The organism is Citrobacter sp. RHBSTW-01013, from assembly GCF_013781985.1.
Classification (GTDB): Bacteria; Pseudomonadota; Gammaproteobacteria; order Enterobacterales; family Enterobacteriaceae; genus Citrobacter; species Citrobacter braakii.
Genome location: NZ_CP056185.1, coordinates 3,978,693 through 3,998,165, shown reverse-complemented (window position 1 = coordinate 3,998,165; position 19,473 = coordinate 3,978,693). Strand labels below are relative to the sequence as shown.

The following is a 19,473-nucleotide window of genomic DNA, read 5'->3' as shown; positions in this document are numbered from 1 at the left end:
CTGGGATGTGCTCCGGATGAATATGATGATCTCATATCAGGAACTTGTTCGCACCTTCCTTAACAAAATTTTGGGACTGACCGAAACAAAAAGGCCAGCCCCGGAGGGCTGGCTATTCAGTACAGGGCAATGACAGGTTTCTTGATGCCGCAGGCGTGAGCGTAGCGGGTCAGTGTGTCGATGCTGGCTTTGGTGATGTTGTTTTCCAGGCGAGAAATAACCGGAGGTGTAACCCCCATGCGTTCAGCAACCTGCGCTTTTGTCAGGTTGTCATGCTTGCGCCATTCAGCAAGCAGCTCCCTGAGCTTTTCCTTACGTTCTTCTTCCTGCCATGCAGCGCGATATTCATCGTCCTGCATCCACTCGTTATGCAGTTCTTTATGGCTTACCAGTTTCATTAAGTACCTCCGCTAACCGCTTTTTGGCGAGATCGATTTCTTTCGCTGGCGTTTTCTGTGACTTCTTGATGAAAACACGGAGCATGATGATGGTATTGCCTTTGTGGTATACCCAGATTCCCCTGGCTATGTCCGTCCCCATCGTGCGGATCTCAAAAAGTCCATCGCCCAGGGGCTTCGTGTCCGGCTCCCGCAGTAATCGGGCGTCATACTCCAGTTTGCCGATGAGACGGTCAAACTTCACCCTGATTTTTACGGGTAATGCTGTGGCTTCTTCCCTGGCTTCCGGGTGATAAACAACGCTAAACATGTGACCTCCCATTTCTATTAATATTAACCTATAGGCTAATTTCAGACAAGGTAGAATTAACCTATAAGCTAATTTTGTTGGCAGTTATCGTGGCTACCCGGTCACTACCCTGTTAGCGTGAGTTTTCGTTCCACTGAGGAACGGGGATTTATGCGCGTTAGCGCATGTAAGGCGGCAGGATGAAATGACAGGTAGCACCGAGGGTTAGCCGCCGATACCAGTGAGGGATCGAAAGGGATCGCCTATCCATCCCTTCACCCTGCAAAGCCATATTCCGCTAAAAGCGGCTCAGAGGCTTTTGTGCGCGGTCGGAGTGGTCACAACAAGGCGAAGCCGCAGTTGGGGCGTATCTCCTCGTTAGCGGGTCGTAAGAGCCGCTTACGAGCGTGTAAGCTAATTCTTCAGCGATATTTGCTGACGTATCCGGCGTGGCCGGATTTGTCCAATCCCTCGATGGCTAACAGGCGAGCTGTTAGCCATCGAGGGATTCCGTTCTGAATGCCCCGCGCTTTAGCGTGGGGAGCTACTTTTGAGGCGCTCGCGCCGATGCTGTTCGGTTATCCACTTTTTAAAGGGGATAACAGTAATGTCTTTTATTTTTTTTGGTTTATCTTTTAATACGTAAGTAATTAAAAGATAAACCAAAAGAGTATTTGCGCCATCTCGTTTGCACTTCATTATCACTTACCCACAAGCTATACAGCAGTTGTGGTGGGTCTACGCCGGAACCGCCGAAAAATCCGTCATTCCTGTAGGCGGGATGGGTTGGATTTCGAAAATTATTGTACTATAAGGGCTTCCCCGGCGTGTCAACGCCGGTGTTTATGGTTTCTGTCTGCTCTTCAGTAAAAATAAAGGGGAGAGACTGCGGTACTATAAACGGCCATGATGAATCGTCATCGATTCGGACCCTGATGAAAGACGCGCGTGAGGTTCTTGTTCGTTAAGCGGATACGTATATCCTGTACAATAGCCAGATAGGCCTCACGGGGTCTAACCCTTTATCATCAACGAATTGCAGGTCAGATGGTTATTTTGTTTCGTGCTTTAGCTGGCTGAGTACAGCCTGAAATCATCACCGTAATGCAATGATGCCCAGCACAGCCTTGCGTTTTTGGCGGCGATGGCTACAACGGCACGCCAGTATCCTCTGCGATCGACCAGTGAACAGACCCAACGACTGAATAAATCAGTCCTTTTCTCGGCACCAATCAGAACCGAACGAGCCCCCTGAACCAGTAGCGTTCGCAGATACGAATCGCCAGCTTTAGTTATCCTGCCAAGCTTTGATTTCCCACCACTGCTGTACTGCGATGGCGTTAGTCCCAGCCAGGCTGCCAGTTGTCGCCCATTTTTAAAATCGTGTGCATTACCGATACTGGCGACCAGCGCACAGGCCGTTGTGGGACCAATCCCTTTCAGTTCCATCAATCGCTGGCTGCGGTGATCTGTTTTTGCCATGCGGGACAAAATCCGGTCATATTCAGTAATATTATCTTCAATACGATCAATGTGTTCCAGCAGGTCATTAACACATTGTTGAACCTGAAGTGGCAAAGAACTCTTCTGCTCAGAAACCATGTGACGCAGGGCATCTGTACTTTGTGGGGCGATGACACCGAATTCCGATATCAAACCTCTCAATCGGTTATATGTTGCTGTTTTCTCTTCGATAAAACCCTGTCTGATACGGTGTAGGCATTGCATCGCCTGCTGGCTCTCATCCTTCACTGGTACAAACCGCATATGCGGGCGACGAACTGCTTCACAGATAGCCTGAGCATCAGCTGCATCATTTTTGCCTGATTTACCGGCCATGCGGTAAGGAGATACAAATTTAGCAGCCATCAGCCGTGGTTCATGACCATATTGCCGAAACAACCTTGCCCAGTAGTGAGCCCCGGAGCATGCCTCCATCCCGATAACACAGGGAGGTAAACTGGCAATCAGCTCAGGAAGGGCAGCACGCGATACTTTGGGTTTAACCAGAACAGTTTTACCGTGTTGGTCAACGCAGTGAACAGCGAACACATTTTTAGCAAGAGCGATACCGACAGTCGTGATGGTCATAACGAATCCCTCCGGGGCTATGTTTACCCCATGATTGCACAAGAGTTAATCAGGCGCATATCCAGGGGAAGTCCCTTCCATTCGTTAAGGCTGTTTTTTGTACTGAGGTTTATTGCAGACGTGCAGAATCCCCGCCAGCTAAGGCGGTAGTAGGCGGGGATCAGGCAAAGGTTAGGGAGTAGTATTCCTGTTTGCGCTGGCGAGCCACTTCACGCTTCGCTTTCATCCTGGCTAACCCGGCAGCGGCCTTACGCGTCCAGTTCTCAACCTTGATAGCGATTAACCGGACATCCCCGGAGGATATGATTTCTTCCGGGTTGGCCTTAAGCAGCCTGGCGCGTTCCCGGTAAACCTGTTTTAGCGGGATGCCGAGAATGGCGAAGAAATCCTCTGGGCACTGTTGCAAAGTTAGCGATGAGGCAGCCTTTTGTCTTATTCAAAGGCCTTACATTTCAAAAACTCTGCTTACCAGGCGCATTTCGCCCAGGGGATCACCATAATAAAATGCTGAGGCCTGGCCTTTGCGTAGTGCACGCATCACCTCAATACCTTTGATGGTGGCGTAAGCCGTCTTCATGGATTTAAATCCCAGCGTGGCGCCGATTATCCGTTTCAGTTTGCCATGATCGCATTCAATCACGTTGTTCCGGTACTTAATCTGTCGGTGTTCAACGTCAGACGGGCACCGGCCTTCGCGTTTGAGCAGAGCAAGCGCGCGACCATAGGCGGGCGCTTTATCCGTGTTGATGAATCGCGGGATCTGCCACTTCTTCACGTTGTTGAGGATTTTACCCAGAAACCGGTATGCAGCTTTGCTGTTACGACGGGAGGAGAGATAAAAATCGACAGTGCGGCCCCGGCTGTCGACGGCCCGGTACAGATACGCCCAGCGGCCATTGACCTTCACGTAGGTTTCATCCATGTGCCACGGGCAAAGATCGGAAGGGTTACGCCAGTACCAGCGCAGCCGTTTTTCCATTTCAGGCGCATAACGCTGAACCCAGCGGTAAATCGTGGAGTGATCGACATTCACTCCGCGTTCAGCCAGCATCTCCTGCAGCTCACGGTAACTGATGCCGTATTTGCAGTACCAGCGTACGGCCCACAGAATGATGTCACGCTGAAAATGCCGGCCTTTGAATGGGTTCATGTGCAGCTCCATCAGCAAAAGGGGATGATAAGTTTATCACCACCGACTATTTGCAACAGTGCCGTTAAAGTTTACCGGACTGTTGCCGATAATCTTATTAACGTTGTGACAGCCCTCTACGCAACGGTAGACCCCATAGACATTGTCAGATTTCAGACCAGCCCTCACCGTCTGGTCTTTTTTGGCAGGACGCTTCGGGGTATTAAGTGGTCGTGTCTGACATACTCCATTCAGGCACACTGATACCGATAACAGATCTCGTTAATCAAAATATGATTCCTCATAAATAAGTCTGGAGGCACCAGTTATTTGTCAGGGACACCGGGGTCCGAAATAACCAGCTTCATTCACGGGTAATAAAATGAAAATCAAAGACTTTAGTGTGGGTATCAGGCTGGCTGGCAGCTTCAGCCTAATTCTGGTTCTTATCATGATCATGACAGTGACCGGAGTGGGGTACCTGAACTCTATGCTCACTTCCACCGAACGCGTGATGAATAATTATCTTCTGCAGGAGCGTATGGCGAATGAATGGCAGACCGGTATTGAATCAAACGGTGCGCTTGGACTGGTTCTGCTGACGTCGGGGGACCCGGATATCAGGACATATGCACAGCAGCGGATAGAGAAAACCCGTGCTCGCGTGGATATACTGCAGGATAAATTTAACAGGGAGCTTACTTCAGAGCAGGGTATTAAGCTGCTGAAAACCATTGGTGAAAAGCGTCAGGTGTATGCAGATACCCTGGTAAAAGCTCTTCAGATCAGTGAGCAGGGGGACCGTGAAGCCCTGAACCGCTTCATTCGGTCACAGCAATTACCGATCATAAATGACTACATGGCCAGTCTGCAGGCACTGGTGGAATACGAAAAAACAAGCATAGATAAAGCGGGTGAAGTTATCGCTGATAATGGTACGGCAGCCATACTGACACTGATCATCACTGGGTGTATGGCGCTTCTTCTGGGAGGTGTGCTGGCATGGCTGATCACCAGAAGCATTACCAGTCCGTTGATTTCAGCCGTCCGGATTGCCCGGGAAGTGGCGGAAGGTAACCTGTGTGTGGAGATTAAAGTGGACTCACAGGACCAGCTGGGGCAACTGATGCAGGCACTGCGTGATATGTGCGGGAGTCTGAGTAACACCGTCCGGGAAGTACGTCAGGGAGCGGACAATATTGCGCTGACTGCAGCAGAAATCAGCAGTGGTAATACAGACCTGTCAGCCCGCACCGAAGAGCAGGCTGCCGGTGTGGAACAGACGGCGGCCACTCTGGAACAACTGACGGCCACCATAAACAATACTGCCGGCAATACAGCACAGGTTTACCAGTTTGTGACAGAAACAACGGCCATTGTGAAACAGAATGGAGTGGTCATGAGTGAGGTGTCTTCCCGGATGCAGGAGATTTACGACACCTCGTCTGAAATGACAGCCATCATCCAGGTCATCGACGGGATTGCCTTCCAGACCAACATTCTCGCGCTTAATGCTGCCGTGGAAGCCGCACGCGCCGGCGAGTCCGGCCGTGGATTTGCGGTTGTGGCCGGAGAGGTTCGTAATCTGGCTCAGCGCAGTGCTTCTGCCGCGCGGGAAATAAAAGAGCTCATTGATGACTCCGTTTCCCGCATTGCATCCGGCCGTACCCTGGTTGAAAAAGCAGACAGGGAAATGGAGGATATCATCAGTAACGTCCAGAGCATGGAAGGGCTGATTGAGGAAATAGCCAAGGCCAGTCGTGAGCAGGGAGATGGTATTGCCCAGATTAACAGCGCCATGGGCCAGATAGACAGCACCACCCAACAAAATGCAGCTCTGGTGGAACAGTCTGCAGCCACTGCCGCTTCGTTGCAGAATCAGTCACGGATTCTGCAGGAGAAGGTGAGCGTATTTCGTCTCCGTGATAATAAAAAACGCGATGCTGAACGAAAAAATACCATAGTACCGACAATCAGCAACACCAGCCCGCAGAGTAAGGTTAAAGCGGTAAAGTCCGTTCGTGAAACGGAACAACACGCCAGCGAGAACTGGGAAACCTTCTGACCCCCGACAACAGCGGGATCCTGTCGTTCCCGTTTTGTCAGCCATAATCTCCCGGCATGGTGTTCGCACTGTGCCGGTTATTTACAGGCGACAGTAATAATGAGTGAAATAAATCCCCGTCAGGCTAAATATGCAGACATACATGCGAAACTGACCGACCGGATGCAGTCTGTCAGGGTCATCCTTGAACAGATGGAAGGACACGAGTACGCCGCAATCAGCACCTACATGAATAACATGGAAGCGATTGCCTGCTTTTACGAGGAGGCAGGGGAAAGTCTCAGTGAGCCAGACTTCCTGAACTACCTGAAACAAAACGACCTTAACCTGTTTATTGAAATTCTCTCTGTGGGACGCGCCATTTCACTGATGAAAAACCTGCTGGTGAATATAAGGTGGCTTGTAGTGGCACAGTAAATTTGGCCACCTGATTAAAGGTGATATTCTCACCTCAACACAAAACAGGTGACTTAATGAACAAGAAAACCAAACGTAGTTTCACCCCTGAGTTCAGGCTGGAATGTGCACAGCTGATTGTTGATAAGGGCTACTCATATCGACAGGCCAGTGAAGCGATGAATGTGGGTTCTACTACGCTTGAGAGCTGGGTACGCCAGCTCAGGAGAGAGCGCCAGGGGATTACGCCCTCTGCCACACCCATTACTCCAGACCAGCAACGTATCCGCGAGCTGGAAAAGCAGGTTCGCCGTCTGGAGGAGCAAAATACGATATTAAAAAAGGCTACTGTAGATTCAATTGGTCAACGCAACAGTTATGTGAAAACATGGGGTTGCGGAGGTTTTTTGAATGAGACGAACATTTACAGCAGAGGAAAAAGCCTCTGTTTTTGAACTATGGAAGAACGGAACAGGCTTCAGTGAAATAGCGAATATCCTGGGTTCAAAACCCGGAACGATCTTCACTATGTTAAGGGATACTGGCGGCATAAAACCCCATGAGCGTAAGCGGGCTGTAGCTCACCTGACACTGTCTGAGCGCGAGGAGATACGAGCTGGTTTGTCAGCCAAAATGAGCATTCGTGCGATAGCTACTGCGCTGAATCGCAGTCCTTCGACGATCTCACGTGAAGTTCAGCGTAATCGGGGCAGACGCTATTACAAAGCTGTTGATGCTAATAACCGAGCCAACAGAATGGCGAAAAGGCCAAAACCGTGCTTACTGGATCAAAATTTACCATTGCGAAAGCTTGTTCTGGAAAAGCTGGAGATGAAATGGTCTCCAGAGCAAATATCAGGATGGTTAAGGCGAACAAAACCACGTCAAAAAACGCTGCGAATATCACCTGAGACAATTTATAAAACGCTGTACTTTCGTAGCCGTGAAGCGCTACACCACCTGAATATACAGCATCTGCGACGGTCGCATAGCCTTCGCCATGGCAGGCGTCATACCCGCAAAGGCGAAAGAGGTACGATTAACATAGTGAACGGAACACCAATTCACGAACGTTCCCGAAATATCGATAACAGACGCTCTCTGGGGCATTGGGAGGGCGATTTAGTCTCAGGTACAAAAAACTCTCATATAGCCACACTTGTAGACCGAAAATCACGTTATACGATCATCCTTAGACTCAGGGGCAAAGATTCTGTCTCAGTAAATCAGGCTCTTACCGACAAATTCCTGAGTTTACCGTCAGAACTCAGAAAATCACTGACATGGGACAGAGGAATGGAACTGGCCAGACATCTAGAATTTACTGTCAGCACCGGCGTTAAAGTTTACTTCTGCGATCCTCAGAGTCCTTGGCAGCGGGGAACAAATGAGAACACAAATGGGCTAATTCGGCAGTACTTTCCTAAAAAGACATGTCTTGCCCAATATACTCAACATGAACTAGATCTGGTTGCTGCTCAGCTAAACAACAGACCGAGAAAGACACTGAAGTTCAAAACACCGAAAGAGATAATTGAAAGGGGTGTTGCATTGACAGATTGAATCTACAACCGCGCTCTTGATGTCAGACTCCCTGAACAGTTCTCGATAATCGGGAAACTCAGAGCGCATTATCCTGTGGCCACACTCTGCCATGTGTTCGGGGTTCATCGCAGCAGCTACAGATACTGGAAAAACCGTCCTGAAAAACCAGACGGCAGACGGGCTGTATTACGCAGTCAGGTACTTGAGCTACATGGCATCAGCCACGGTTCGGCCGGAGGAAGAAGCATTGCCACAATGGCAACCCGGAGAGGCTACCAGATGGGACGCTGGCTTGCTGGCAGGCTCATGAAAGAGCTGGGGCTGGTCAGCTGTCAGCAGCCGACTCACCGGTATAAACGTGGTGGTCATGAACATGTTGCTATCCCTAACTACCTTGAACGGCAGTTCGCCGTGACCGAGCCAAATCAGGTGTGGTGCGGTGATGTGACCTATAGTGTGCCCGGAGTTCAGGGCGGGCATGGATGCTTAAATGAACCGCGAGTCTGTCTGGAATATTGAACCGGTAACTCACGATGAGAAACCCAACAATCCCACCGGGTGTGACGGTGGAGAACCTGAGCGGCAGTGACCTGCGGCATGCCCGCAGGGTGATGTAACCCGCTGACAACGGGGATTGAGGCGAGATCACTAAGCCGAGATGATCCTCAAGGTTAAGTACTGAAAGGCTGAAGAACATGAACCCGTTAATCCGCCTCTGTGGGTTGAAAACGTCACCACGGCCTACGTGATCTGACAGGCCGTGCAGGAGGAACTGGCAGTGATACGTAAGCACTGCCGGTCGAAGGTGTTTTGACATGTATGCGAAACACCGGGGCAGCAGCGTCTATCACGCTTGCGTTGCTGACCTCTGCCAACTTGCGGCAAGCAAGGATAAAGAGTGCGACGGGCAGCCTCCTCAGTATGCCTGAGTCCAGGCAGGTAAACCGGGGAAGGTCAGCGACGGATGTTAAGGGGGCATGGCTCCGATGACGCGCTGGCTGGCGGAGCTTCCGTAGTAGTCCGCGATGGGGAAAGCCCATTACATGGCGAAGGGAAGCAGTTTGAATGTGTTTGCGACGTGAATTAACTGACCTAACGAGGTGAAGACCTTTGATAATCAGCGAAATGCAACGCAAGCTTGCCACATGGGCAGTCACCGATCCGTCCCTACGGATTCAACGGCTGCTGCGTCTGATAACACAACCAGAATGGCTGGCTGAAGCGGCGCGGATCACGCTTTCATCAAAGGGGGCCCATACCCCCGGCGTTGATGGCGTGAACAAAACAATGCTACAGGCCAGACTGGCTGTTGAGCTGCAAATCCTCAGGGATGAATTACTCTCAGGCCACTACCAGCCCTTGCCCGCCAGACGGGTTTACATCCCTAAAAGCAACGGCAAACTGCGACCACTGGGTATCCCCGCGTTGCGGGATCGTATTGTTCAGCGGGCCATGCTGATGGCGATGGAGCCGATATGGGAGAGTGATTTTCATACGCTCTCATATGGCTTCCGGCCTGAGCGCAGTGTCCACCACGCGATCCGCACGGTGAAATTACAGCTCACAGACTGTGGTGAAACCCGGGGACGCTGGGTGATTGAAGGCGACCTGTCCAGTTACTTCGACACCGTACATCATCGACTGCTGATGAAGGCTGTACGCCGCAGGATCAGTGACGCACGTTTCATGACTCTGCTGTGGAAAACCATCAAGGCGGGACATATCGATGTCGGTCTCTTTCGGGCGGCCAGTGAAGGTGTGCCACAGGGCGGTGTTATATCGCCGCTATTATCGAACATCATGCTGAATGAGTTCGATCAATACCTGCATGGGCGCTACCTGAGCGGGAAAGCCAGAAAAGATCGGTGGTACTGGAATAACAGTATCCAACGGGGCCGAAGTACGGCGGTCAGAGAAAACTGGCAGTGGAAACCCGCGGTGGCGTACTGCCGCTATGCCGATGATTTTGTCCTCATCGTCAAAGGCACCAAAGCACAGGCGGAAGCCATCAGGGAGGAGTGTCGGGGTGTGCTCGAAGGCAGTCTGAAACTCAGGCTGAACATGGATAAGACTAAAATCACCCATGTTAATGACGGCTTTATCTTTCTGGGGCACAGGATCATTCGCAAACGCAGTCGTTATGGCGAGATGCGAGTGGTCTCAACGATCCCGCAGGAGAAAGCCAGAAACTTCGCCGCATCGCTGACAGCACTGTTATCAGGCAACTACAGTGAAAGCAAAGTCGATATGGCTGAACAACTCAACCGAAAACTGAAAGGCTGGGCCATGTTCTATCAGTTCGTTGATTTTAAGGCCAAAGTCTTCAGTTATATCGACCGTGTCGTGTTCTGGAAGCTGGCTCACTGGCTGGCCCGCAAATACCGTACAGGTATCGCTTCCCTGATGAGGTGGTGGTGTAAATCACCGAAACCGGGTCAGAGCAAAACGTGGGTTTTATTTGGTAAAACCAATCACGGCAAGCTCAGCGGCGAAATACTGTACCGGTTGGTGGGGCAAGGCAAGAAGCTGTTCCGCTGGCGGCTACCCGAAGGTAATCCCTATCTGAGGACGGAGACCAGAAACACGTATACATCGCGCTTTACAGAAGTGGCAATGGCGTTCGCCAGCATTTAAATGGAGAGCCGGATGCGCTGAAAGGTGCACGTCCGGTTCGGGGAGGAGAGGCAGGGAAATAGTCCGACTACGCCCTGCCTCTTACTCTACTCTGGACAGGCAAGCGTTGGGCTTACCTTGCTGTTGTTCTCGATCTGTTCGCAAGGAAACCTGAGGGTTGGGCAATGTCATTCTCACCGGACAGCAAGCTGACATCAAAGCGCTGGAAATTGCGTGGGAAGCTTGCGGTAAACCCGCCGGAGTGATGTTCCACAGTGACAGTAATAATGCCGGTGTCAGTCTTTACCACCACTCAGTTTGCCGTTTAACCCGATTGGTGTGATTACTGATGCAGTGAAGACCTTTCCGCATCACATCACTACAAATATTGATTTTTGATTGTTGGATTCGCACCAGATTTCACCTCTGTAGGGTATTCAAAAATGCTCAGTTATTACTGATGCCTAAACTGCAGCGTTGCGGGCAGGTAGCGTTGTAGCGTTTCGGGCGTATCGCCCTCGATCAATTGGCTTATCAGATCATAGCAGTGCCAGGCCAACTGGCGGTTATCCTGCTGTACGGTATCGATACGCAGCGACAGCGAATCATAAAGATAGTGATCGTCAAAGCTCGTCAGATGGATATCTGAGTCGAGTAAATGGTGCTGGCTCATATAGCGCAGTACCCCTTCGAGCAGTCCACAGGCGGCAGTGAACAGCGCCTTAGGCGGCCGCCCAAGTCGCGCGCAGAGTGCGGCGAACATCTCATAGCCTGAGCTCGGGTGGTAGTTACCGTTAATCACCCATTCCGGGCGCAGTGCAATACCCGCCTGAGCCAAACCCTGCGTGAAGCCGGTCAGACGATCGCGTGAAGGCGACAGACGCGACTGACCGCCTAAAAACCAGAACTCATCGCTATGCTTAGGTGCAATGCGGGAAATCAGTTCCGCCGTTGGGGTAATCGAATCAGTCATCACCAGCGGCAGCAGGCTTTCATTAGGACAACGGTCAAACAGCACTACTGGCAGTTGTTGGCTGAGCTTAAGATAGTCGGCATCGTTGTGCATACATGAAGCGACGATCAGACCGTCAACCTGGCGGGAAATCATGTTATTGACCACCACGCTCTCCTGACCGGGGTTTTCATCAGTACAAGAGATCAATAGCTGGACGCCTGCTTCGCGGCACAGCATTTCCAGCTCATGTGAAAAGACCGCAAAGCCGTGGTTGGTGATCTCCGGCACCACCAGTCCGATGGTGTGGCTGCGGTTGTCGCGCAGCGAGCGGGCGTGAATGCTTGGCTGATAGTGCTGCTCACGGGCAATCGCCAGTACTCGCTCACGCGTTTCCTGCGCCACACGCAGCTCCTTACCACGACCGTTCAGTACTAGGCTGGCGGTCGCTTTTGAGACGCCAGCCTGTTCGGCGATATCTTTAATGGTTACGCGTTTAGTTTTCATTACGACGCCATGAGCTTGAGGCAAAACGCTTATTCTACCATGCAAGTTCGCAGCGGCCAGTAGCAGAATGCGTCCGGTGTGATGCCAGAGAACATTAGCTGCCCTGAACAGGCCGGGAAGTAGCGGCAGCTCATCACTCCTTCGCCGCCGTTGATGAAAATCTCCACGCTAGACTGGTCGATGAAAATATGCAGCGAGCGGACGTCTCCGCGCCAGTAACGATAATGCTTCTCGTCGCTGGCCAGACTGGGTCGGGCCAGGCGGATCCCGCTGGCATCGCGTTCAAGGATTAATGCGCCGTCAAAATCGAGGCTCAAAATATCGTCCCCAGTGGTTTGTAGAACGATTTCCATCGGTGCCAGCGGCAGGGAGTTCCCTGCCCAGCCGTGCGCTTCGCCGCGCAGGGCGCTCAGCTCTCGTAGAGGACGTTGGTATAGCTGACCATCGATAAACTCCAGCTCACGCAGGCAGGTCATCTGATGGATCCAGCCGTTGGTGAGGGTCGGTTGAAGCATCTCTTCGCCCTCCGGCACGCCCATCCAGCCGACCAGCAGACGGCGGCCATCACTGGTAAGCATGGTTTGCGGGGCGTAGAACTCAAACCCTGCGTCCAATTCGTGCAGTTCGCCATGCTCGAAGGCCGCGCGGTGGTAGTCGAAATCGCCGCTCATCCACACTGCCGGGTAGGTGTTGAGATAGCGCTCTTTCTCACGAGGCACGCCCTGCGGGCAGCAAATCAGGACATGCTGGTCGCCGAGGGCAAACAGGTCCGGGCATTCCCACATATAGCCCGCGTCGTCCAGGCCATTGATGCCATAACCGGCGATTTCGCCCTGACTCGTCCACTCATGAAGGTCCGCTGAGCTGAATAACAACACCTTGCCACGCTTTTGCAAATCCTGTGCGCCCAGCACCATGTACCAGCGACCTTCGTGCTGCCAGACTTTCGGGTCACGCACGTGGCCGGTATAGCCCTCCGGCAGCGGTAATACCGGGCCGAGTTTGGTAAACGTGCCGTCGGCATTTTCCGTCGCCAGGCACTGCCACGCGGTTCGGCTGCCGTCGTCAAATTTTACGTTGCCGGTATAGCACAGGGTGAGCGTGCCCTGACTATCCACGGCGCTTCCGGAGTAGCAGCCGTTGCGGTCATACTCTTCATCCGGCATGAGCGCGATCGGCTCATGTTGCCAGTGCAGCAGGTCGGCAGAGCTCCAGTGCCCCCAGCACTTGAACTTATGATCGCAGGCGAGCGGGTTCCACTGATAAAACAGGTGATAACGTCCGGCAAATTCAATAAAGCCGTTGGGATCGTTCATCAGCCCGGTCACCGGCGCATGGTGCCAGCGGGGATAGTGGCTGTCGGCCAGCGCGCGCGGCTGGCCCTGCATAACAGCCTGCAAAATCGCAGGCAGGCGTGATGGATGTGACATTATTCAGCGTCCGTTTTGTATTTCAGTACCAGGGAGACGACAAAGGCGACGCCAAAGGCGATAACCATCCCGATAATGTAGTTCAGCAGCGAGCTGGCCTGCACGATAGCCATGCCAGGGATAGCCGTCAGGCCCACCGCGGTCATGTAAACATGCATGGATACCACCCACGCGCCGCCCACCGCGCCGCCAATCAGGGCTGCGATAAACGGTTTTACAAAGCGTAAGTTAATACCAAAAATCGCCGCTTCGGTGATGCCGAGCATGGCAGAAAACGCCGAGGGCAGGGTAATGGCTTTGATTTTGGCATCTTTCGTTTTGAACCACACCGCCAGACAAGCACCGCCCTGAGCGACGTTGGCCATCGCCCAAATCGGCAGCAGGAAGTTGACGCCGATGGATGGGTTGCCCAGCAGTCCCGCTTCGATGGCGTGGAAGCTGTGGTGAATACCGGTAATGACGATAACCGAATAGAGACCGCCAAACAGCAGTCCGGCCAGCCAACCGGCGTGGGTAATCAGGGTGCTAAGGACAAACGAAATACCGTCGCCAAGCGCGCGACCAGCCGGGCCGATAATCAGCAGGGCGATAAAACCGGAAATGATCACCGTCAGGAACGGCGTCAGGATCAGATCCAGTGCATCGGGGATCACGCGACGCAGCTGTTTCTCAACGATGCTCATAAACCACACCGCCAGCAGCACCGGGAACACCGTGCCCTGATAGCCGATCATGGCAATCTCAAGGCCGAAGAAGTTCATGGTGTGGAAACCGGCGGCCACACCCCAGGCGTTGGTGAGCGCCGGGTGAGTCAGGATGCCGCCAAGCGTCGCGCCAAGATAAGGATTACCACCGAACTCGCGGGCGGCGGTGAAGCCAATCAGGATCGGCAGAATAATAAACGCCGCTGAGCTGCACATATCCAGCATGATGTAGATGGCGTTACCCGGGTCGACCCAGCCGTACGTTTTAACCATCCCCAGAAGGCCCATCAACAGGCCGGAGGCGACGATAGCCGGGATGATCGGCACAAAGATGTTCGACAACAGGCGGGCAATGCGCTGGAAAGGATTCAGTTTTTTCGCCGCAATGTCGGCAGCTTCCGATTTGCTGGATTCGCCAATCCCTGCCGCCTGGATAAAGGCGGCGTAGACTTTGTTCACCACCCCGGTGCCGAAGATAATCTGCATCTGTCCGGCGTTACGGAAACAGCCCTTCACCCCATCAATTTTGCCGATGGCCTGCTGATCGGCCAGTGAGTCATCGACCAGCACCAGGCGCAGGCGTGTGGCACAGTGCGCGGCGCTGGCGATATTTTCCTTGCCTCCCAGAAGCGGAAGTAGCGAGCGGGAAATCTGTTCAAAATCCATAGTACCCTCTGAATGCGTATTGATTTTCGAGTTGTCGTCCCGTGGTAGCCGGAGCGCATTCTCTTCGTTGTTATTGTGTCCGGGGCGACGAAACGTATTTTGTCGCCCCGGCGGTTACTGTCGCCAGGTGTTAACCATCAAAACCAGGTTTCCATCTGCATCCCGAACGACCATTCGCCGCCCGATTTAAAACCACTGCTGCCCAGCGCGTCATCGCTGGCGTAATTATTGAGTTTTTTGCTCCAGTCCATCCACGAGGTGTAAAGACGGATTTCAGGACGGCTGAAGAAATCGCCGATGTCGCCAACCTTAAAGGTCGGGGCGAAGGTGAGCTTGTAGAAGCTGCCGTTTACCGCATGGCGATCGTTATAACCTTCAGGTTTGAGATCCATATACTGGTAACTGCCTTCATAAGCGAGGGCGAAGTTTTGATTGATCTCCTGGATCAGACGCATGTTGAGGGTTGCCCACTGGTAGCTGTCGCCATCGACATAACGGTCTTTACTGGTTTGTGCCAGTATCGCCGGGGCGATAAACCAGTTCTTGCTCAGTGGCGTGGTGCCGTAGCTGGCGAAGCGCCAGGTGTTAGCCCCCGAGCGTAACGCGCCGTCAGAGCCGACACCTTTAACTTCGGCACCCAGTCCGTGACCGTAGAGCAGGGCGGTTTTGCTGGCACCTTCACGCAGGCCGTAAAAACTGTCGTTGTGCAACCCGAGCAGCGCATGTACACCGGTATTTGCCGCATCGCCTTTGACCGGATTACCGTTGGTATCCTGGCGTTCGTCGTTGTCTTTTGCCCGCATCCCGCTGACCATCATCTGCACCGGCCCGATGAAATTGTTCATGCTGACGATGTAGTTCTGCACACTGTTGCTGGTATCAGCAATATCGCCGAAGTTACGCCCGTAAAGAGAGAAGTTGCTGCGAACGCTGTCGTTCCACCTGACATCGTAAATACCGCCGCCGGTACCGGCGAGGAACACGACATCCGAGTCGATCCAGTGAATGTCAAAGTTATCCCGGTCAAAGCGTTTCCCGGCCCACAGGGTGGAGCCTTTAAACGGCCCGTCGAAGGTGGGCAAGTTGCCCAGTTCAACAAAGGCCTGACGCACGTTCAAATCACTGGTGCTCGCCGTCCAGTCGTTATAAGTGGTTTGACCGTCGGCGACCATGACTTTGAAGCGGGTCGTTGCCCCGTTATCCAGGGTCTGCTTATGTTCAAGATTCATTTCAACATAGGTATCGGCCTGGTTTCCCAGGCGGCCAATAGCCCCACCGGTTTCCCCTGCTGGCGTCATGTAGGCTCCGGATTTGGTGCTGGCGCCGGAGTCATTCATTATCACGCCGGAGCGGGCGTAGCCGTGGAACTCAAACCCGCTTTTCTCATCGGCTTTTTTCTCCAGTTTGGCGGTACGCTGAGCCACTTCCTGAGTGCTGTCCTGGGTTTTTTGTTGCTGTGTCGTGAGCTGCTGTACTTTCTTCTCTGCCGACTCTGCGCGGGTTTCTGCCGTTTGCGCTCTGTTTTCGGCATCCTGTAAGCGTTTTTCCAGCGCAATTAAACGGGCTTCGATACTGCTGAGATCCGTTTGTGCATGGGCTGAGGCGGCGCCGGTTAGCAAAGCGATAAGAACCGCGAGTGTGCTTTTTCTGAACATATTGATTGCATCCCAAAAGGAAAATAAAAAATTGTGTGTTTTTACTAAACCGGTTTAGTAACAATGTTAAGCACGACATTTAACATTTTGAAATTGATTTTGCTAAACCGGTTTAAAAAGTGTGATGGATGCAACAAAGTGGACCGCGTATGACGGTATTTAGGATCAAATCTGGCGGTGTAGATCGCGCTGGTATGGCAGGGCAGTCATCGCGCCTTTCGCCAGGGTTGCCAGGGCACCGCAGGTTTGCGCCAGAGCGAGCGTTGGCTCCAGGGCATTGATATCCGCCGGCATCCCGTTGGCAGCAAGGCTGGCAAGCAGTCCGGCGACAAACGCATCGCCCGCACCGGTGGTATCCACGCTGACAACCGGTTTAGCGCTGAAATGGATAAACTGCTGCTGGAATGCGGCGATGACGCCCGCTTTACCCTGAGTCACCAGCAGTAATTCAGGCTGATAACGCTCAGTGATGCTGGCGATCCCCTGCGCGATATCATTACTCCCGCTGATGAGTATCAGCTCTTCTTCGGACAGTTTCACCACGTTCGCCAGACGCAGGGCGCGGTCGAGACAGGCGTGCAACAGGTTCTGATCTTGCCAGAGATCCAGGCGGATATTAGGGTCAAAGCTCACCCGGCCACCGGCACGTTTGATGTTCTCCATAGCCGCGAAGGTAGCACTGCGGCTGGGCTCGGCGCTGAGCGCGATGGAGCAGATGTGCAACCACTGTCCGGCGGCAAACTGTGGCAGGTCTTCTTCAGCCAGGAACAGGTCAGCGCTGGGGCGTACCATAAAGGTAAAGGTGCGTTCACCTTGGTCATCAAGGTCGACCACCACAGTGGACGTGCGGTGATGATCGTCAAGATACATATGGCTGACGTCGACCTGCTCCTGTTGCAGGGTATGACGCATGTAGCGGCCAAACGGGTCACCGCCGACGCGGCCGATAAATCCGCTGTTGCCGCCAAGGCGGGCAACCCCTACCGCCACGTTAGCCGGCGCGCCTCCAGGGCACTGTAGCAAGCGCCCTTCACTCTCCGGTAGCAGGTCCACCACTGCGTCGCCCAGAACCCAAACTTTTGCTTTCATGCTAAAACCCTCCAAGGCTAAACTTAATTAAACCGGTTTAGCATATTAAATCACAGTGAATGAGTGGGGGAAAGTTCCAGCCGGAAAAGCACTGCTCAGGGCATAAAAACGTGAGCCGCCTTACGAAATAGAATTGATTCGACAGCTGTGAAGACTTACGTCCTGGACACAAATGGATCCTGGATAAATTACCATGCAACTTGATGAAATTATCATGTTTTATCTTATTTACAGATAAATCAAAGGGCTTTTAACACCACACTTCTTGGCATAATGGTTAAGTGTAGTAATGCTCGCTCTGGATGGGTTTGCTTCTATGCTGCGCAGGTATTTGTAAGAAATACCCATTCTACTGGCGAGTTGTTGTCGCATCAGGCCAGCGAAACTGCGCAATTTCATCAGCGTTTCTGGAGGGTTTCCTTTAAAACTTCATCGACAAAACCGCTTTTTACCGTAGATACAGTAAGTGCCTCTTCTCTGCCATTATCCCAGCATCCAAGGTTACCGGGTTCTGATGTAGTCTGCCGATATGCAAGAAATGCAACGGCATCATGCTGGTTATGATGCTGTTTAATCTTCATTGTCACATGGACTATTCAGGGAGCGACAAGCGCTCCCACATGAAAACAGAACCACTCGTTTCATTTACGTGCTTCCTCAAAAGTAATCTCATACCCAATACTTCTGATTTAGTAGGGTTCTGATCATATCATGCAGCTCGATTGCGCTCAATTTGACGGTTTTCATCTTTACACAATGCTCGGTTATGATACTTTGTGATAGGCATGACAAGATCTGGCCGTAATTTTTTAGAAGTGAGTTTGCCCGCCACTTCACGGGACAGCATACATCCGGATAAAACCGGTAACAGGAAAGGCTCCACGCTGCATACGGAGGAAACAGAATTAATGAATGATAAATTGCCGCCCTGCGCTGATACCAGGGTGGAACGTGTCCGTCTTAAAGATGGGGATTACTTTTTCCCTGCTGAACCCGCCATAAAAGCGGATTCTTTGCGGACAAAATCGCTCCTTCATCGTTTTAACCACACCGATCCTGCTCATATTGATTCCCGCCTGCTACTGATGAAAGAGTTGCTGCCTGAATGTGGGGAAGGGGTATCTGTCACCACGTCTTTCCACTGCAGCAGGGGGTATAACATTCGTAAGCGTCGTCTCAGCACCGTCTGGCAGATCCTGAAATTCCTGAGAGGATAGTGGACACCAAATATGGTGGACACTATCCATGAAATCATTAACCACAGTGCGTAAAAAAAGCCCTAATTATCCCGTTGAGTTCAAAATCAAAATGGTTGAACTCTCGCATCGACCAGATATCCGAGTCTTTGCGTTTGCCAGCGAGGATAAGGAGTACCAACCGTTACTCGATGATATTCTGGATGGTCCAATGGTTGGGCGTTTTGATACTGAGGAAGCCGGAAAGGCTTTGATCGATGGTGGATTGATTGAGCGTTTGATGTCAACTATCATGCCCTTTATCACTTCAGAGGCCCCTCTACCCGATACGCATCTACGTCGGGAAACAACCTGGTATTATCCACTGGAAGCTATTCACGAAACTGTTGTAAATGCACTGGCTCATCGTGACTGGACACGCTTTGTTGAGATAGAGATTGGCTTGTATAGCAATCGATTTGAAGTTATTAGCCCAGGGGCGCTGAATAATTCGATGTCGATTGAAAAGATGGTTACAGGTCAGCGATCACCACGCAATACGATTATTATGGAAGTCTTACGTGATTATGGTTACGTTGATTTCAGGGGGATGGGAGTCAGGACAAAGATTATTCCACTAACACAGGCCATGAGTGGCCAACTCCCTGAGTTTACTGCAACAGATGATTACTTGAAAACAATACTTTATCGCTCACCATCTTCTTGATATATAAGGTCTGGCCTTTCCATCCATAAGAAAGGCCATTGC

General features: G+C 52.0%; 16 protein-coding genes and 3 pseudogenes. 9 read left to right on the top strand and 10 right to left on the bottom strand.

The features are described 5' to 3' along the window. Positions 1-116: 116 nt before the first annotated feature. The 5 genes from HV350_RS19205 to HV350_RS19185 form a co-directional block, all read right to left on the bottom strand. Positions 117-398, bottom strand: coding sequence for a helix-turn-helix transcriptional regulator (locus HV350_RS19205; RefSeq protein WP_000780222.1), 282 nt, complete (start codon positions 396-398; stop codon positions 117-119). Continuing rightward, positions 379-708, bottom strand: a complete 330-nt coding sequence (locus tag HV350_RS19200; protein WP_000493286.1) for a type II toxin-antitoxin system RelE/ParE family toxin — start codon at positions 706-708, stop codon at positions 379-381. Before HV350_RS19200 ends, HV350_RS19205 begins: the two co-directional genes overlap by 20 nt. A 1,047-nt stretch (positions 709-1,755) precedes the next feature. Beyond that, a complete protein-coding gene (locus HV350_RS19195; RefSeq protein ID WP_103283512.1) occupies positions 1,756-2,778 on the bottom strand; it encodes an IS110 family transposase in 1,023 nt (340 codons plus the stop codon). Between the two features lie 160 nt (positions 2,779-2,938). After that, on the bottom strand, positions 2,939-3,184 hold the full coding sequence (locus tag HV350_RS19190) for a hypothetical protein (RefSeq protein ID WP_255467584.1): 246 nt from the start codon (positions 3,182-3,184) through the stop codon (positions 2,939-2,941). 39 nt (positions 3,185-3,223) lie between these two features. Then, positions 3,224-3,928, bottom strand: a complete 705-nt coding sequence (locus tag HV350_RS19185; protein WP_001067855.1) for an IS6-like element IS26 family transposase — start codon at positions 3,926-3,928, stop codon at positions 3,224-3,226. A 361-nt stretch (positions 3,929-4,289) separates the two neighbouring features. Between HV350_RS19185 and HV350_RS19180 the strand changes: the two genes are divergently transcribed. The 7 genes and pseudogenes from HV350_RS19180 to HV350_RS26720 form a co-directional block, all read left to right on the top strand. Continuing rightward, positions 4,290-5,972, top strand: coding sequence for a methyl-accepting chemotaxis protein (locus tag HV350_RS19180; RefSeq protein ID WP_103283513.1), 1,683 nt, complete (start codon positions 4,290-4,292; stop codon positions 5,970-5,972). Positions 5,973-6,071: 99 nt separating this feature from the next. Next, positions 6,072-6,389 (top strand): hypothetical protein, encoded by a 318-nt coding sequence (locus HV350_RS19175; protein WP_086550888.1) that lies wholly within the window; start codon positions 6,072-6,074, stop codon positions 6,387-6,389. 20 nt (positions 6,390-6,409) lie between these two features. Next, positions 6,410-6,712: pseudogene (locus tag HV350_RS19170) on the top strand (transposase); the annotation flags it as partial. A gap of 67 nt (positions 6,713-6,779) precedes the next feature. Continuing rightward, positions 6,780-7,931, top strand: a complete 1,152-nt coding sequence (locus HV350_RS19165; RefSeq protein WP_001254932.1) for an IS30-like element IS30 family transposase — start codon at positions 6,780-6,782, stop codon at positions 7,929-7,931. Between the two features lie 9 nt (positions 7,932-7,940). Continuing rightward, positions 7,941-8,366 (top strand): annotated as a pseudogene (locus HV350_RS19160) (IS3 family transposase); the annotation flags it as partial. 672 nt (positions 8,367-9,038) lie between these two features. After that, positions 9,039-10,547, top strand: coding sequence for a group II intron reverse transcriptase/maturase (gene ltrA, locus HV350_RS19155; RefSeq protein WP_181630676.1), 1,509 nt, complete (start codon positions 9,039-9,041; stop codon positions 10,545-10,547). A gap of 80 nt (positions 10,548-10,627) precedes the next feature. Beyond that, positions 10,628-10,806: pseudogene (locus tag HV350_RS26720) on the top strand (DDE-type integrase/transposase/recombinase); the annotation flags it as partial. A gap of 174 nt (positions 10,807-10,980) precedes the next feature. Here the strand turns inward: HV350_RS26720 and HV350_RS19145 are convergent. The 5 genes from HV350_RS19145 to HV350_RS19125 all read right to left on the bottom strand — a co-directional run bounded on the left by HV350_RS19145 (position 10,981) and on the right by HV350_RS19125 (position 17,529). Next, positions 10,981-11,985 carry a LacI family DNA-binding transcriptional regulator gene (locus tag HV350_RS19145; protein ID WP_003029591.1) on the bottom strand — a complete coding sequence of 335 codons (1,005 nt, stop codon included), beginning with the start codon at positions 11,983-11,985 and terminating at the stop codon, positions 10,981-10,983. 29 nt (positions 11,986-12,014) lie between these two features. After that, positions 12,015-13,415, bottom strand: a complete 1,401-nt coding sequence (locus HV350_RS19140) for a sucrose-6-phosphate hydrolase (RefSeq protein ID WP_003029589.1) — start codon at positions 13,413-13,415, stop codon at positions 12,015-12,017. Then, positions 13,415-14,785, bottom strand: coding sequence for a sucrose-specific PTS transporter subunit IIBC (locus tag HV350_RS19135; protein ID WP_000345204.1), 1,371 nt, complete (start codon positions 14,783-14,785; stop codon positions 13,415-13,417). Before HV350_RS19135 ends, HV350_RS19140 begins: the two co-directional genes overlap by 1 nt. Before the next feature lie 137 nt (positions 14,786-14,922). Further along, positions 14,923-16,440: a carbohydrate porin gene (locus tag HV350_RS19130; protein ID WP_003029587.1), complete on the bottom strand. Its 1,518-nt coding sequence runs from the start codon at positions 16,438-16,440 to the stop codon at positions 14,923-14,925. 165 nt (positions 16,441-16,605) lie between these two features. Continuing rightward, complete coding sequence (locus HV350_RS19125; protein WP_003029584.1) at positions 16,606-17,529, bottom strand: aminoimidazole riboside kinase; 924 nt, start codon at positions 17,527-17,529, stop codon at positions 16,606-16,608. Between the two features lie 908 nt (positions 17,530-18,437). Here HV350_RS19125 and HV350_RS19115 point away from each other — a divergent pair. Both HV350_RS19115 and HV350_RS19110 read left to right on the top strand, forming a co-directional pair. After that, positions 18,438-18,746 (top strand): maltose acetyltransferase domain-containing protein, encoded by a 309-nt coding sequence (locus HV350_RS19115; RefSeq protein ID WP_003029582.1) that lies wholly within the window; start codon positions 18,438-18,440, stop codon positions 18,744-18,746. Between the two features lie 28 nt (positions 18,747-18,774). Then, positions 18,775-19,431: an ATP-binding protein gene (locus HV350_RS19110; protein WP_123922848.1), complete on the top strand. Its 657-nt coding sequence runs from the start codon at positions 18,775-18,777 to the stop codon at positions 19,429-19,431. Positions 19,432-19,473 lie beyond the last annotated feature (42 nt).

Bases quoted from the DNA above. Each gene is read 5' to 3' on its own strand.
- HV350_RS19110 (WP_123922848.1), top strand. From the start codon at position 18,775: ATGAAATCATTAACCACAGTGCGTAAAAAAAGCCCTAATTATCCCGTT.
- HV350_RS19165 (WP_001254932.1), top strand. From the start codon at position 6,780: ATGAGACGAACATTTACAGCAGAGGAAAAAGCCTCTGTTTTTGAACTA.
- HV350_RS19135 (WP_000345204.1), bottom strand. From the start codon at position 14,785: ATGGATTTTGAACAGATTTCCCGCTCGCTACTTCCGCTTCTGGGAGGC.
- ltrA (WP_181630676.1), top strand. From the start codon at position 9,039: ATGCAACGCAAGCTTGCCACATGGGCAGTCACCGATCCGTCCCTACGG.
- HV350_RS19200 (WP_000493286.1), bottom strand. From the start codon at position 708: ATGTTTAGCGTTGTTTATCACCCGGAAGCCAGGGAAGAAGCCACAGCA.
- HV350_RS19180 (WP_103283513.1), top strand. From the start codon at position 4,290: ATGAAAATCAAAGACTTTAGTGTGGGTATCAGGCTGGCTGGCAGCTTC.
- HV350_RS19175 (WP_086550888.1), top strand. From the start codon at position 6,072: ATGAGTGAAATAAATCCCCGTCAGGCTAAATATGCAGACATACATGCG.
- HV350_RS19130 (WP_003029587.1), bottom strand. From the start codon at position 16,440: ATGTTCAGAAAAAGCACACTCGCGGTTCTTATCGCTTTGCTAACCGGC.
- HV350_RS19185 (WP_001067855.1), bottom strand. From the start codon at position 3,928: ATGAACCCATTCAAAGGCCGGCATTTTCAGCGTGACATCATTCTGTGG.
- HV350_RS19140 (WP_003029589.1), bottom strand. From the start codon at position 13,415: ATGTCACATCCATCACGCCTGCCTGCGATTTTGCAGGCTGTTATGCAG.
- HV350_RS19195 (WP_103283512.1), bottom strand. From the start codon at position 2,778: ATGACCATCACGACTGTCGGTATCGCTCTTGCTAAAAATGTGTTCGCT.
- HV350_RS19125 (WP_003029584.1), bottom strand. From the start codon at position 17,529: ATGAAAGCAAAAGTTTGGGTTCTGGGCGACGCAGTGGTGGACCTGCTA.
- HV350_RS19115 (WP_003029582.1), top strand. From the start codon at position 18,438: ATGAATGATAAATTGCCGCCCTGCGCTGATACCAGGGTGGAACGTGTC.
- HV350_RS19205 (WP_000780222.1), bottom strand. From the start codon at position 398: ATGAAACTGGTAAGCCATAAAGAACTGCATAACGAGTGGATGCAGGAC.
- HV350_RS19145 (WP_003029591.1), bottom strand. From the start codon at position 11,985: ATGAAAACTAAACGCGTAACCATTAAAGATATCGCCGAACAGGCTGGC.